General features: G+C 64.2%; 13 protein-coding genes. All 13 read left to right on the top strand.

What is annotated here, in order from left to right; all coding sequences use genetic code 11:
* Positions 1-46 precede the first annotated feature (46 nt).
* The 13 genes from nuoH to J5J06_11685 all read left to right on the top strand — a co-directional run bounded on the left by nuoH (position 47) and on the right by J5J06_11685 (position 14,778).
* Complete coding sequence (gene nuoH / locus J5J06_11745) at positions 47-1,270, top strand: NADH-quinone oxidoreductase subunit NuoH (protein ID MCO6437753.1); 1,224 nt, start codon at positions 47-49, stop codon at positions 1,268-1,270.
* Positions 1,271-1,319: 49 nt separating this feature from the next.
* On the top strand, positions 1,320-1,937 hold the full coding sequence (locus tag J5J06_11740) for an NADH-quinone oxidoreductase subunit I (protein ID MCO6437752.1): 618 nt from the start codon (positions 1,320-1,322) through the stop codon (positions 1,935-1,937).
* Positions 1,934-2,710: an NADH-quinone oxidoreductase subunit J gene (locus J5J06_11735; protein ID MCO6437751.1), complete on the top strand. Its 777-nt coding sequence runs from the start codon at positions 1,934-1,936 to the stop codon at positions 2,708-2,710. The genes J5J06_11740 and J5J06_11735 overlap by 4 nt, the downstream gene beginning before the upstream one ends.
* Positions 2,710-3,012: an NADH-quinone oxidoreductase subunit NuoK gene (gene nuoK, locus J5J06_11730; protein ID MCO6437750.1), complete on the top strand. Its 303-nt coding sequence runs from the start codon at positions 2,710-2,712 to the stop codon at positions 3,010-3,012. Before J5J06_11735 ends, nuoK begins: the two co-directional genes overlap by 1 nt.
* 136 nt (positions 3,013-3,148) lie before the next feature.
* Entirely contained in the window at positions 3,149-5,113 is a 1,965-nt protein-coding gene (nuoL, locus tag J5J06_11725; GenBank protein ID MCO6437749.1) for an NADH-quinone oxidoreductase subunit L, read from the top strand.
* A 37-nt stretch (positions 5,114-5,150) separates the two neighbouring features.
* Complete coding sequence (locus tag J5J06_11720; protein MCO6437748.1) at positions 5,151-7,031, top strand: NADH-quinone oxidoreductase subunit M; 1,881 nt, start codon at positions 5,151-5,153, stop codon at positions 7,029-7,031.
* The gene (locus J5J06_11715; protein MCO6437747.1) at positions 7,021-8,610 is read left to right on the top strand and encodes an NADH-quinone oxidoreductase subunit N; all 1,590 of its coding nucleotides are present in this window, start codon (positions 7,021-7,023) and stop codon (positions 8,608-8,610) included. Before J5J06_11720 ends, J5J06_11715 begins: the two co-directional genes overlap by 11 nt.
* A gap of 58 nt (positions 8,611-8,668) precedes the next feature.
* The gene (locus J5J06_11710) at positions 8,669-9,358 is read left to right on the top strand and encodes an NAD(P)H-hydrate epimerase (protein ID MCO6437746.1); all 690 of its coding nucleotides are present in this window, start codon (positions 8,669-8,671) and stop codon (positions 9,356-9,358) included.
* A gap of 61 nt (positions 9,359-9,419) precedes the next feature.
* Entirely contained in the window at positions 9,420-10,463 is a 1,044-nt protein-coding gene (locus tag J5J06_11705) for a DUF1570 domain-containing protein (protein MCO6437745.1), read from the top strand.
* Positions 10,464-10,590: 127 nt separating this feature from the next.
* Positions 10,591-11,928 carry a Trk system potassium transporter TrkA gene (trkA, locus tag J5J06_11700; GenBank protein MCO6437744.1) on the top strand — a complete coding sequence of 446 codons (1,338 nt, stop codon included), beginning with the start codon at positions 10,591-10,593 and terminating at the stop codon, positions 11,926-11,928.
* Positions 11,929-13,473, top strand: coding sequence for a TrkH family potassium uptake protein (locus J5J06_11695; GenBank protein ID MCO6437743.1), 1,545 nt, complete (start codon positions 11,929-11,931; stop codon positions 13,471-13,473).
* A gap of 115 nt (positions 13,474-13,588) precedes the next feature.
* Positions 13,589-14,119, top strand: a complete 531-nt coding sequence (locus tag J5J06_11690; GenBank protein ID MCO6437742.1) for an inorganic diphosphatase — start codon at positions 13,589-13,591, stop codon at positions 14,117-14,119.
* Between the two features lie 77 nt (positions 14,120-14,196).
* Positions 14,197-14,778 carry a histidine phosphatase family protein gene (locus J5J06_11685; protein ID MCO6437741.1) on the top strand — a complete coding sequence of 194 codons (582 nt, stop codon included), beginning with the start codon at positions 14,197-14,199 and terminating at the stop codon, positions 14,776-14,778.
* The last annotated feature ends 16 nt before the right edge of the window (positions 14,779-14,794 follow it).

Genomic DNA, 14,794 nt, shown 5'->3' with positions numbered 1-14,794 from the left:
ATGACTGGAGAAGCGCCCTCCATCTGAAGTGCTTGCGGCGTGGTGTATGCCTGATGGGCTTTACAACTTTCTGACCAGCCAGTTCGGCGTGAGCGTGGTGCTGGCGCTGGTGGTGCTGGGGGTTTTGCTCGGGGCGGTGGCGTACTGCATCTACTTCGAGCGGAAGATCTCGGCGTGGATTCAGGATCGCTGGGGTCCGAATCGCGTCGGCCCGGCGGGTTTGTTCCAGCCGATCGCCGACGGGCTGAAGTTCGTGTTCAAGGAGGACGTGATCCCGGGCAACGTGGACAAGCCATTGTTCATCGCGGCGCCGGCCATCATGTTTCTCGTGGGTTTCATAGGCTTCGCGGTCATTCCCTGGGGCGGCTACTGGGAGATCAATGGGAAGCTCATCGATATCCAGGTAGCGAGCCTGGACATCGGCCTGCTGTACATCCTTGGCGTGGCGTCGATGGGCGTGTACGGCGTGGTGCTGGGCGCCTGGAGCAGCAACAACAAATACTCGATTTTCGGCGGCATTCGGGCCACGGCGCAGATGCTGAGTTACGAGATCCCCATGGGATTGTGCATCCTCATCGTGGTACTCACTTTGGGGACGGTGCGGCTGGAGGAGATGATCGCCCCGCAGGCGCAGTACTGGCTGGGGTTCATACCGAAGTGGAACGTGTTCCTGCACCCCATCGCGTTCGTGGTGTTGTTCACGACGATGCTGGCGGAGGCCAACCGGGCGCCGTTCGACCTGGCCGAGGCGGAGCAGGAACTGATCGGCGGGTTTCACACGGAGTACAGCGCGCTGAAGTTCGGCATGTTCTTCCTGGCCGAGTATGCGGCGATGATCACGAGCAGCGCGTTTCTGGCGGTGCTGTTCCTGGGCGGGTACCACTTCCCGGGCATCGCCTGGACGCAGCCGGACGTGACGCATTTCGGGGCCGTTCTGGCGAAGATTCTGGTGCTGTCGGGGAAGGTGGCCATCTGCATTTTCGTCATGATGTGGGTCCGCTGGACGCTGCCGCGCTTCCGGTTCGATCAGTTGATGCGCCTGGCGTGGTCGGGGCTGATTCCGCTCATGCTGGTGCTGTTTGTCTGGACGGTGGTGCTGGTGTATCTGGGCGAGGAGCGGTCGCCGCTGTGGGCGTTGGGCGGCAACGTGGTGGCGCTGGTCGGCACGCTGGTGTACGCGGGGCTGTCGAAGGCGGAGATCACGGGAAGGACTTCGAACCTGCCGCCGGTGCAATCCGCTCAGGGCGGGGCGATGGCGGGGATGTCGTAGTTTCGAGAGGAACGCGGGGAACGGAAAGTCGGGGGAATGCATCGAGGCGATGATTCGCAACGAGGACATTATCGAGATTGACGCGCCGCGGTTGAGCGCGGCCGAGAAGCTCTATCTGCCGCAGATCCTTGACGGCATGCGGGTCACGCTGCGCCACTGGGGCAAGACGCTGCTGGGTCGCAAGGCGAAGACGGTGCAGTATCCGGAAGAGAAGCGCGAGGTGCGCATCGAGAACTACCGCGGGGTGCACCGGCTCAATCGCGACGAGGACGGGCGCGTGGCGTGCGTGGCGTGCTACATGTGCTCCACGGCATGTCCGGCGCACTGCATCCATATCGAGGCGGGGGAGTCTCCCTGGCCGGATCGGGAGAAATACCCGGTCAAGTTCGATCTGGACGAGCTGCGGTGCATTTTCTGCGGGATGTGCGAGGAAGCGTGCCCCGTGGATGCGATCGAGCTTACGCAGCATTACGACCTTGTCGGCCGGACGCGGGAAGAGATGATTCTCGACAAGGAAGAGTTGCTGGGCATTTACGATGCGACCAAGGACGTGAAGCCTCGCAAGAACCCGAAGATCACCGGCTACCCCGGCACCGGGCACACGTCCGGACAGCGGGTTGATGCGCCGAAGGATCAGGCGGGTGAAGAACGGGAGAAGCACGGTTGAGTTCGGTTTCGGCCAGCCTGTTGTACATGGTCTTCTCCCTGGGCGGGGTGGGGCTGTACCTGCTGCTGCCGGGGGGTGAGCGTCGTCGGACGGGCGCGGCCGGGGCGGTGCTGGGGCTGCTTGCCGTGTTGGCGCTGTTACTGGTGTTGGGTGCGCGGGGGCTGGTCGGCGGATCGCAGGCGTTCTACTTCTACCTGTTTTCGGCGATCGCGATACTGGGTGCGTCGCGGGTGGTGACACACCGCAAGCCGGTGTACAGCGCGATTTACTTTGTGCTGGTGGTGATCTCCACGGCCGCGATGCTCGTGCTGCTTCAGGCGGAGTTCCTGGCGGTGGCGTTGGTGATCATCTATGCCGGGGCGATCATCGTGACCTATCTGTTCGTGATCATGCTGGCCCAGCAGCATACGGAAACGGTGTATGACACGCGGGCGCGGGAGCCGCTTCTGGCGGTGCTGACCGGGTTCGTGCTGATGGCGGCGATCGCGGGTCACGCGGGGGAGTCGGTGAGCGTGCCGGCGCCGAGCGCTGTGGCGGCGCGGTCGGTAGAGATTGGGGGGGATGGTTCGACGGCGCTTCCGCCGGGGAATGTCGCGGCGGTGGGGGCCGTGCTGATGACGCGGTACGTGGTCGTGCTGGAGATCGCGGGCGTATTGCTGCTGGTTTCGATGATCGGGGCGGTGGCGTTGTCGCGGAAGCGGGTGCCGTATGAGGGCGCTCCGGTGCCGACCACGCCGCTGGGTCAGATCGGACGGGAGGTGGATCCGTTCTGATGAATCCGCTGAGCGGTTACATCGTCGTCGGCGCGATCCTCTTCGCCCTGGGGCTTGTGGGTTTCATGTCGCGGCGGAACCTGATCGTCATCTTCCTTTCGACGGAGGTGATGTTTCAGGGTGTGGTGATCAACGCCGTGGCGTTTTCGCGGTTGCACGAGCATCTGGAAGGTCAGGTATTCGCCCTGTTTCTGCTGGTCATCGCGGCCGTGGAGGCGGGACTGGCCTTGGGTATGGTGGTGCTGCTCTACCGCCGGCGCGGTACGCTCGACGCCGAGGCGTGGTCGTTGATGCGTGGGTAGGGCGGGCACAGGATTGGTCCGCGAGGCGGACTGAAAGCGCTGCTCAAGTGCAATGGCACACGGCAAGTCCGCACGGCGGACGCTACGCCGGAATTGATCAAGGTCTGCGCAGGCCGAGGCCTGCGGCTCGCTACGTATGTCGCCTGAGACGATTCAAACTCTGAAGCTCTGCGGGATCGTGATCCTGCTGGCTCCGCTGGCGGGGGCGATCCTGTCGGGGGGGCTGGGGCCCGTTTGGCTCAAGAGCCGGGCGCATTGGCCGGCGATTTGGGGCGTGGGCACGGCCTGCGTATGCGCGATTATCGTTCTGCTGACGGTGCACGGCGCTGGGGCGGAGCATCCTTCCGCTTCCATTCCCATTTACGACTGGGGACTGGACGCCGCGGGCAAAGCCTTCCTTGTCGATTTTCTGATCGATCCGCTCACGGCCGTGATGCTGGTAACGGTCACGTTCATCTCCCTGCTGGTGGTGATCTACTCGCGGGACTACATGCGCGAGCACGGTCATCCGGAGCGGGGGTATGAGCGATTCTTCGCGTACCTGGCGCTGTTCGTTTTTGCCATGTGCACGCTGGTGCTGGGGGGCAACTTCCTGCTGCTCTACCTGGGGTGGGAGGCGGTCGGCCTGTGCAGCTATTTGCTGATCGGGTTCTACTACGGGCGGCCGGCGGCAGCCGCGGCGGCGAAGAAGGCCTTCCTGGTCAATCGCGTGGGCGATTTCGGATTCGGGCTGGGCATCCTGCTGATCTATCTGACCTTCGGGACGCTGGAATATGGCGCGGTGTTCGACATGGTTCAGCAGGGCGTCACGGCCAGTGGTGTTGCGCTGAGCGACGGGCGCGTCACGGCGATTGCCCTGCTGCTGCTTTGCGGTGCCTGTGGAAAGAGCGCCCAGCTTCCGCTGCACGTGTGGCTCCCGGACGCGATGGAGGGTCCGTCGCCGGTGTCGGCGTTGATTCACGCGGCGACGATGGTGACGGCCGGCGTGTTCATGGTGGCGCGGTGCGGGGCGATCTTCGCGTCGTCGGAAACGGCGATGACGGTGGTGGCGTCGATCGGGGCGGTGACGGCGCTGTTCGCGGCGACGATCGCGCTGGTCCAGACGGACATGAAGCGCATCCTGGCGTATTCGACCATCAGCCAGCTCGGATACATGTTTCTCGGCGCCGGGGTGTTTGCGGCCGACTCGGCCATTTTCCACCTGTTCACGCACGCGTTCTTCAAGGCGCTGCTGTTCCTCGGGGCGGGCAGCGTGATGCACGCCATGGGCGGGGTGATTGACGTCCGCCGCTTCAGCGGGCTTCGCAAGGTCCTGCCGTGGACGTTCATCACCTTCGTGGTCGGTTCCATGGCTTTGGCGGGCGTGCCGGGGCTCTCAGGATTCTTCAGCAAGGACGAGATCATCCACCACGCGTTCTCGTCGCACTGGCTGCTGGGAACGATCGGGCTGGTCACGGCCGCGCTGACGGCGTTCTACACGTTCCGCATGGTGTTCCTGGCGTTCGCGGGTCCGGTCCGTGTGCCGGAGGGCGTGCATGCGCACGAGTCCGGCGGGTGGATGCTCCTGCCACTGGTGGTGCTTAGCGTCGGGGCGATTCTGGCGGGGTATGTCGGCGTGGCGAGCAAGCCGTTCCACGAGTTTCTCGCTCCGGTGTTCGCGCACACGTTCGCCGCACACGGCGCCCACGGGCACGGGGGGTGGACGGTCGAGCCGACGTTCTGGGAGGAATACGGCCTGATGTTCGTTTCCGGGGCGATCGCGCTCGCGGCGATTGCCGTGGCCTACGTGCTCTACGTGCGTCAGCCGTGGATCCCGGGCGTGATCCGGGCGACGTTCGAAGGGGCGTATCGAACGCTGTGGAACAAGTGGTACGTGGACGAGCTGTACGATGCGGTGATCGTCTCGCCGGCGCGGCAACTGGGCCGCATTGCGGTGGCACTGGACGACTACCTGATCGATGGTTTGCTCTGGGCGATTACGGCGGTACCCCGCGGGCTGGCGCTTGTGCTGCGAACGATGCAGGGCGGGGTCATGCAGGGCTACGCACTGAGCATGGTGGCGGGAATTACGATCGTGCTTCTATTGGTCTACTGGTTGTAGCAGAGGCGACGGGGCCGCGCGACGGCATCGGTAAGTCATGATACCGAATCTGGGTCTGCTGACGCTGATTATCTTCTCGCCGCTGCTGGGCGTGCTCCTGCTGTGGATGCCACCGTACGGGCAGGGTCGGTCGGTGCGCTGGAGCGCGCTGTTCTATTCGCTGGTCACTTTGCTCCTGGCGATTCTGGCGGTGGTCCGCTTTTATGAGAACGCCCCGTCCTCGGCCGGGGGCGATCCGAGGTTCCTTCTTCAAGAACGTTACACCTGGCTTGATCCCGTGGACGAAACGGGCGACGTGCGCGTGGAGATCGAATACCACGTCGGCGTGGACGGGATCAGCATCTGGCTGCTCACGCTTTCGGCGTTCCTGATGCCGCTGGCGATCTGGTCGAGCTTCACGTCCATCCGGGAGCGCGAGCGGGAGTATTACACGCTTCTGTTATTGCTTCAGGTTGGACTGCTGGGCGTGTTCTGCGCGCAGGACCTGCTGTTATTCTATGTGTTCTTCGAGTTCACGCTGATACCGCTTTATTTCCTGATCGGGATCTGGGGCGGTCCGGAGCGGCGGCGGGCGGCCAACAAGTTCTTCATTTACACGCTGTCGGGCAGCATGCTCATGCTGGCCGGCATCATTTACCTCGCCTATTGCAGCTACCAGATTACATCGTGGAGTGAACAGCCCTACGTCACGCTGAACATGGAGAAGCTCGCCAAGCTGGGGCAGGCGGGGTGGATCGCGTCGAAGGCCCAGTTCTGGTTGTTCCTGGCGTTCGCGGCGGGTTTTGCCATCAAGGTTCCGCTTTTCCCGGTGCACACATGGCTTCCATTGGCGCACACCGAGGCGCCCACGGCGGGCAGCGTGATCCTGGCCGGCGTGCTGCTCAAGCTGGGGACGTACGGCTTCTGTCGCATCAGCATTCCCATCCTGCCCTACGCCTCGCAGCAGTTGGGGCCTTATGTCGCGGTGCTGGCGATCATCGGCATTCTCTATGCGGCGCTGGCGGCGTGGGTGCAGCGTGACGTCAAGAAGCTGGTGGCCTATTCGTCGGTCTCGCACCTGGGTTTCTGCATGCTGGGGCTCTTCAGCCTGAAGATTGCGGGCGTCAACGGGGCCGTGCTGTACATGATCAACCACGGGCTATCCACGGGGGCATTGTTCCTCGTAGTGGGTTGCCTCTACGAGCGTTATCACACGCGGGACATTCATGCGATCGGCGGGCTCGCCCGGCGGATGCCGTGGATGGCGTTCTTCCTGGTGTTTTTCACGCTGAGCAGCATCGGCCTGCCGGGGTTGAACGGCTTCTGGGGCGAGTTCCTGGTGTTGCTGGGGACGGCGGTTTCCGCCACGGGCGTGGACGGCTACCCGGCCGGTCCGCTGGGATATGCTTATGTGATTCCCGCGGCGCTGGGGATCATCCTCGGTGCTGTGTACATGTTGTGGATGTGCCAGCGGGTGCTCTTCGGCCCGCTGACCGAGCCGCCGCACACGCCGGATACGTCGCGCGGGCTGACCACGGACCTGACGCCGCGGGAGATTTCCATCCTGGTGCCGATCGCGCTGGCGTGCGTGTTCATCGGGGTTTATCCCAAGCCGCTGCTGGATACGTTTGCGGTCGCCACGGAGCAGCACATTCTGCGGGAAAAGTCGCCGTCGGGATTCCCGACGGCGGACGCCGCGGGCGAAGAATGCGAAATGATGAATGCGGAATGTGGAATTGGCGGTTCCACGGCGTTCCGGATGCTCGACATGGGCACGTCCGCGCAGGCTGAGGCCTGGGGCTCGAAAGAAGAATTCGTGCGGGGGGAATTGGGCGGCTCGGAAGGGATGTTCGTGCCAATCAAGGCCGGCGCGCTGAGCGAGGGTCCGAGCAAGCTCGGCGTAGCGCTGGCGGCGAAGGAGGATGCCGATGGTCGTTGATCATTACATCCTTCCGCTGCTGCCGGAGTGGATTCTGCTGGTCGGCACGTGCGTGATACTGCTCGTCGGCGCGGGCCGGGCGGGGCAGCGGACACCGGCGGTGCCGTTCCTCGCGGCCGTGGTCGTGCTGGGGGCGCTGTTCGCGACGTACCGGATCGGCGAGCCGTCGGGTCACGCGATGCTGGGGCTGTGGCTTTCGCCGCTGACGCATTACGTCCGCTGGATCACGCTGGGGGTCGGGTTCCTGCTGGTGCTGGTGAACTGGGCCCAGCCCGTTCCCGAAGAGCGCGGCGAGTACATGGGCATGATGCTGTTCTCGCTGCTGGGTGTGCTGCTCACGGCCTCGGCCAACGATTACCTCGTGCTCTTCTTCGCCATCGAACTGGTGAGCGTGCCGACGTACGCGTTGATCGCCCTGAGCCGGCTGGATCAGCGGGCATCGGAAGCATCGCTCAAGTATTTCTTCCTCGGGGCGCTTTCGGCGGCCATTCTCGCGTACGGGTTCAGCTTCCTCTACGGCGTTTCGGGGACGACGCTGATGGGGCATGTCCACGGGGGTGTCATTTCCTCGACACTGCCGGGGTCGCTGGGCGCGCTGGGAATCGCGGGGTTGCTGCTGGCGATCGGCGGGCTGGCGTTCAAGGTGGCGGCGGTGCCGTTCCATGTGTACGCGCCGGACGTTTACGAGGGCGCGGCTTCGCCGGTGACGGGGCTGCTGGGGTTCGTGCCCAAGCTGGCGGGGTCCGTTGCGCTGATCAAGCTGATGACCGTTTGCGGATGGAGCCTGCCGCAGCATGTGTTCTGGGCGCTGTGGGTGCTGGCGGTGGTCACGATGACGGCCGGTAATGTGCTGGCGCTGCTCCAGAGCAACGTGAAGCGCGTGCTGGGATATTCGAGCATTGCGCACACGGGGTACATGCTGGTGGCCTTGCTGGTGGGACCGGTTGCGGGAGACGGGCCGATGCGTGACGGCGTATCGGCGCTGCTGTTCTACGTGGCCGTGTATGGGGTCATGAACCTGGGGGCGTTTGCGATTCTGGCGGCGTACGAGCGCGGCGGGCGTGCGATGGAGACGTACGACGATCTTTCGGGGCTTTCCCGGCGGGCGCCGGAAGCGGCGCTGGCCATGGCCATTTGCGTGTTCAGCCTGATGGGGCTTCCGCCCACGGCCGGTTTTCTGGGAAAGGTCTACGTGTTCGCGGGGGCGTTCACGGTGACGTCCGCGCACGCGCATCAGGGGGCGATGTACGCGTTGGCGATCATCGGCGTGCTCAATTCGGCGATCGGGGCGGCGTATTATCTGCGTATTGCCGGGGCGGCGTATCTCGGCCCGGCGCCGTCGCAGAGCGCATCGGAGCGCATCACGCCGGCGGGCGGCATTCCGCTTCGCGTGGGGGTGGCGGTGTGCGCGGTGGCGATGCTGTTTCTGTTCGCCCGGCCGGCGCGACTTCTGCGGCCAGCGCGGGAGGCGACCGCCATGATCCAGCGTAGCGCCTTGGCGGCGCGTGCCGGCGTGGCGGAGCGAGAGGCCCGCGAGACGGATGACGCGCGATTGGCCGGCGCCATGTCGAATCATTGAGCCTTGCCCGGCGCGATTCCAAACCAATCACTTCGTGAGATTTCGACGGGGCTCGCACATGTCCGCATCTGAACTCGTGTTGAGTCGAGAGCAGGTCCGTGAGGTCGATCGTCTGGCGGTCGAGCGGTACCGGATGCCGAGCATTCTGCTGATGGAGAACGCCGGGCGGAATGCGGCGGAGATCGCGAGGGGGCGATACGGCGATTCCGGCTCGGCCGTGATTGCCTGTGGCACGGGCAACAACGGCGGCGATGGATTCGTAATTGCCCGACATCTGCACAACGGCGGCTGGTCGGTTCGTATCATCCTGGCGGGCCGAGAAGAGAAGCTGACCAGCGACGCGCGCACGAACCACGCCATTGCCGAAGCGATGGGGATCTCCATCGTGTCCGGCGAGGATGCCGAAGCGCTGCGGGCGCTGGCGGGGGGGATTGGGGATGGCGATGTCGTGTTCGATGCGCTTCTCGGTACCGGGTTTCGCGGAGAGGTTCGATCGCCGATCGCGGAGTTCATCGCGGCGCTGAACCAGGCGCGCAAGCGGGGAATGGTCGCGGTGGACGTGCCGTCCGGGCTTGATTGTGAAACGGGAACGCCGGCCAATGCGACCATTCGAGCCGATCTGACGATAACCTTTGTGGCGAAGAAGTCGGGGTTTGCCCAGTCTTCGGCATGGCCCTACTTGGGTGACGTGGCGGTCGCGGATATCGGCGCCCCACAAGCTCTATTGAATGAGGTTCGTCGGGGCTGAGCCGTTGGGGCTCCGTGGGGCGAGAGAACTTCGATCGGCCGCCTGGTCAAGGACTTGGTTCATGTGCAGATGCCTATTCGAGCTTTCGCTTTCCCAGGCGTGGAAGGACGGTTGGATTGTCATTCGATCGGCGTTGTTCGTCGCGGTCATCGCGGCGGGGACGGAGCGTGCCCGAGTGTACGCTAGCGACGACGCTCCAGCCTGCGTTCCGCCGGTGGGTCTGACCAGCATCATTCCGACTGAGCATTTCTTGCTTTTTTCCGATGCTGATCGCCGCTCCGGCGAGGCCGTCGCCGAGCGTCTCGAGCCGCTTTATGCCATTGTCGTGGCACACCTGCGCCGCAATGGGGTGCAGGTCGCGGAGCCGGCGCAGCGAATGAACATCGTCATGTACGAGAATCCCGAGGTGCTGGCGGCGCGGGCCGAACGGGCGGGAATCGTCGCCCAAGGGAATCCCCCAACGGCGCGCGTGAGCGGCTTCTACAACGCCGGCGCCAACGCCGTCTATCTGGCGGAGGTGGGCAACCGGCCCCCGGGGGAGCTTGATCCCGCTCTTGTCCTCACGCTCCAGCACGAGGTCGTGCACCTGATTCTCGCCAACGTCACGGCGGCCGGGCGGGCGTCCTCGCTTCCTCCGTGGCTGGCGGAGGGGCTGGCGTGTCAGTTCGAAGGGTCGTTGGCGGCATACCGGGCGGAGCAAATCGCGGTGAGCCCTTATCGACTCTCCGACCTCCGCGGCATATTGGGATTGGATGCGACGGCACAGGCGGCGACGATTGAACAGTTGCGTGATGCACTGGATCGATCGCGGCTTATCCCATCGGAGACATTCATCAATCGTAAGGGGCCGTTGGAGGAACCGCCGGCTTTTGCCGCCGATCGTTACGCGCAGAGCTGGGCCTCGGTGTATTCCCTGCGCATCGCCCACCCTGACCTTTACCGTGCGGTCCTCCGGGATGCGCTAAACAAGCCGGCGGAGGACGGACGGGCGGAAATCCGGCAGAACGTGGTGTCGGCGCTCGGCGATTCGGACGCGGAGGCGATGCTCACCTGGATCAACGCCGTGCTGGCGCACGATCTCGACCCGACGGGAAGCCCGAAGTAAAGTATCACACGCAACGGCGCGGTTTCGGTCTGGGGCGGGGCCAGTCGGCCTCGCCTTTGAGGCCCGAAGCTATGGGCAAGGCGCGGCGGGCCGCGTCGGCTACTGCACGAGACGCGAAAGTCAGCGTATGAACGTGATCATCGCCGGAGCCGGCGAGGTCGGCGGGCACGCGGCGGAGGTGCTGTCCGCGCTCGGCCACAACGTCTCGGTCATCGATCTGGACGAGTTACGTCTCGAACAGCTCGACGACTCGCTGGATGTGCGCACGCTGCGCGGTCACTGCGCCCATCTGGACATTCTGGAGGAGGTCGGGGTCGAGCGCTGCGACCTGTTCGTGGCCGCCACGCAGATTGACGAAATCAACATGCTTGCCGCCGGCCTGGCCAAGAGTGCCGGGGCCAAGAAGACCGTCGTGCGCGTCCACCATACGGCCAATTTCTCGCTGCGCAACACGGTGTACTCACAGCGGATGGGCATCGATGAGATGATCTGCCCGGAGCACCTGACGGCGCTGGCGCTGGCGCGGACGCTGCGCAACCCCGGCCTGATCGCGCTGGAGGAATTCGGGCGGGGCCAGTTGATCATGCAGACGCTGGCCGTGGACAAGGGAGCGCCGGCCGTGGGACAGCGCCTGGCCGATATTCGCCTTCCGCCGAGCGCCCGGCTGGCCACGGTGGAAAACGCGGACGGGGCAAGCATCGCCCGCGCCGCAACGGAGATTCGGGAGGGCGATCAGGTCACGCTGATCGGCCAGTTGCAGAGCTTCGACCAGGCACGGCGACTTTTCCGCAAGGGCAAGGAGCGCCACCAGGGCATATCCATCATGGGCGAGACGGCCACGGCGGTGTGGTTGTGCCGGGCGCTTCGCGGGCGGTCGTTCTCCGTTCGTTTGTTCGTGGAAGGCCACGCTCGCGCCGAAGAACTGGCGGACAAGCTCGAGCACGTCACGGTTCTGGAGGCCGATCCCACCGATGAGGCGGTGTTCGTGGAGGAGCACCTCGAACACACGGATGCGTTCGTCGCGGTGACCGTGGATGACGAGCGCAACATCCTGGCTTGCGCCCAGGCGAAGGCGCTGGGTGTTCCCAAGGCGGTGGCGGTGGTGCAACGATCGAAGTACATGCACCTCTTTTCGCACGTGGGGATCGATCATGCGTTCAGCCCGCGTTCCGTGGCGGTGAGCGCCATTCGATCGCTGCTGGACGTGGGCGAAGTTCGGGCGCTGGCAACGTTCGCGGAGGGTGTGGCGGGGGTTTACGAGGTTCACCCTTCGAAGAGCAGCAAATTCCTGGGGAATGAACTGCGGAACCTGCAACTCCCGTCGCAGGCCATGATCGCCGCCATCCAACGGGACGATCAGGTGATGGTACCCGGCGCGGATGACCAGATCGGTGAAGGCGACATCGTGCTGATCATCGGTCCCGTGGGCATCGAAAAGCAACTGACCAAGTTGTTCCTGGACTGAATGGACCTCAATCTTCGACTCATCTCCCGCGAACTGGGGCATCTGCTGCTCCTGCTGAGCGCCATCATGGCGTCGATCGGCGTCTTTTCGCTGCTGGACGATCTCTGGCAGGGGCTCGGGGTCGAGCCCCAGTTTTTCGGGCTGGTCGGCGCGGCCACGGTGGGCGCCGCGGCGGGCGGCGGGCTCCGCTGGTACGGGGCCGGGCAACGCACGGCCTTTGGTCACCGGGAGGCCTTGCTCCTGGTGTCCTTGAGCTGGATCGTCGGCGCCGGGCTGGGGGCGATGCCGTTTTACATCTGGGGTCAGCTTCAGACGGTGGTCCCGGGCAAGCTGCATCCTTTCGCGAATTTCGTGGACTGCTACTTCGAAACGATGTCGGGGTTCACGACAACCGGGGCCACGGTCATCACGAACCTGTCGACGCTCCCGCGTAGTCTCCTGTTGTGGCGGGCAACGACGCACTGGCTGGGCGGATTAGGGATCGTCGTGCTGTTCGTGGCCGTTCTTCCGGCGCTGGGCGTAGGAGCACGGCGCATCTATCGCGCGGAGGTTCCCGGGCCGTCCCCGGACGGCGTGCGTCCGCGCATTCAGGATACGGCCAGGATCCTGTGGGTGATTTACCTGGGTATCACGGCCGCGGAGATTCTAGCACTCCTTCTTTGCGGCATGAATGCGTTCGACGCGGTCTGTCACACGATGGCCACGCTGGCGACCGGCGGGTTCAGCACCTACGACTCGAGCATCGCCGCGTTTCCGTCATCGGCGGTTCATCTTGTGATTGCCGTTTTCATGGTGCTGGCGGGCGTGAACTTCGCCCTTTATCACCAGGTGCTGGTGGGGAAATGGCGGCGGGCCATTCAGGACCGCGAATTCCTGGTCTATCTGGGCATCATCGTTGTGGCGACGATTGTCGTAACGGGCGACCTCTGGCTTCGACCACCGCCAATGGCGGCAGACGAAGAGTCGCGCAACCAACTGCTGCTGCTGCGTGACGCGCTCTTCCAGGTCGTCTCCATTCAGACTACCACAGGTTTCTGCACGGCCGATTTCGATCGTTGGGGGTTTGTGGCGAAGGCGACGCTGCTCATCCTCATGTTTGTCGGCGCGTCGGCGGGTTCCACGGGAGGCGGGATCAAAGTCATCCGCATTATCATCGTGGCCAAGCTGCTGGTTGCGGAGGTCGAGCGCGTATTCCGCCCGCGGGTGGTGAGACCTTTGAAAGTGGGATCGGCGGCGATTGATGCCGACCTGCGCCTCAGCACGCTGGTCTACGTGATGAGCGTGATGCTGCTTTTCGCGATGGGAACGATCGCCCTGATGCTGACCGACGCCCGCAACGGCATCGACATCACCACGGCGGCGACGGCGACGGCCGCGACCCTCAACAACATCGGCCCCGGGCTGGCGCGTGTCGGCGCCACGCAGAATTACGCCTGGTTCTCCGACTCCGGCAAGGTCATCATGAGCGTGCTCATGGCGCTGGGGCGCCTGGAGGTCTTTACGCTCCTCGTACTGTTCCAGCCGCGTTTCTGGCGCAGCGATTGAATTGGCCGGCGTCCGCCCACGTGGATGCATGTGCATTGTTCCCTGGCGCGGGTAGGGGCTATACTCGATCCGGGCCTTGACGTTACCAGGCCGAAGGAGGTTCGCAGCCGTGAGGATGGACCAATTCGCTCATGTCCCCGCGACGACGGGCGCGCCCAACGTGGTCAACATGATCGTGGAGATTCCCAAGGGGCGGCGGAGCAAGTTCGAGGTCGACAAGCGCACGGGGTTGTTCATGCTCGATCGCTACCTGTATTCCTCCAGCCACTATCCCGGCGACTACGGATTTATCCCGCAGACCCTCGCCGAGGACGGCGACGCACTGGACATTCTCGTCCTGGTGAATGAGCCGACGTTTACGGGCTGCCTGATCGAGGCGCGGATCGTCGGACTGTTTCACATGAAGGATCGCGGTCAGCCGGATTACAAGGTGCTCGGCGTTCCGCACCATGATCCGCTCTTCGGCGAGTATGAGGATGTCGCCCATGTGCCGCGCCATTTCCTGCGGGAGATGGAACATTTCTTTGCGACGTACAAGCAACTGGAGGGCGCGGCCATCGAGACCAGTGGATGGACTGATGCGAAATCGGCGATCGGGGAAGTCGCGGCGTCGGTCGGGCGGTATCGACAGTCGCGGGAACGATAAGAAATCGGGAGCGTCGGCACTTTGGTGTCCGAAGGGAAAGGACTTGCCCGGAAATGGTCAAGGGAGTTCGTTGGGAAATGCGTTCTCGTCTGAAGGTGGTCGGCGCGGCAGTCGTCAGCCTGTTCGTGGGAAGCTGCACGGCGCTGAACACGACGACGGTGTACTCTCCGCCCGGCACGACGACCACACTCTTCATTGTGCGTCACGCGGAGCGCGATCCGGGCCTGGATCCCCCATTGAACGAGGAAGGACTGGCAAGAGCGCAGATCCTCGCGGACGAACTGGGAGACGAGGGGATTACGGCGGTGTATTACCCGGCGCTGATCCGCAACCGCCAGACGGCCGAGCCGCTCGTGGAGCAGGTCAATCCGTCCGTGAAGGAATATTCGGCGCTGGAGGTGGCGGACACGCGGGCCTTGGCCAATCGTCTCATCGAGGACATTCTGCGCGACCACGCAGGCGGGGTTGCGCTGTGGATTGGCAACACCGGCCCGGAGACGCCTACGCAGAGCGGGAATCTCCAAGAGCTGTGGAACCGGCTCGGCGGTCCGGGGGATCCGCCCATTCGCTACCGCGACCTGTACAAGGTCGTGCTCTATGATGATCGCGAGCCCGAATTCGTCATGGGAAGCTATGGTCCCGTGAGCAGCCTCGATTGAATCCGCGCCGGCGCAG

It is taken from the genome of Phycisphaerae bacterium (assembly GCA_024102815.1).
Lineage (GTDB): Bacteria > Planctomycetota > Phycisphaerae > UBA1845 > UBA1845 > JAGFJJ01.
Note: the sequence above shows the minus strand (reverse complement) of the source record. Positions and strands in the feature narration are given on the sequence as shown.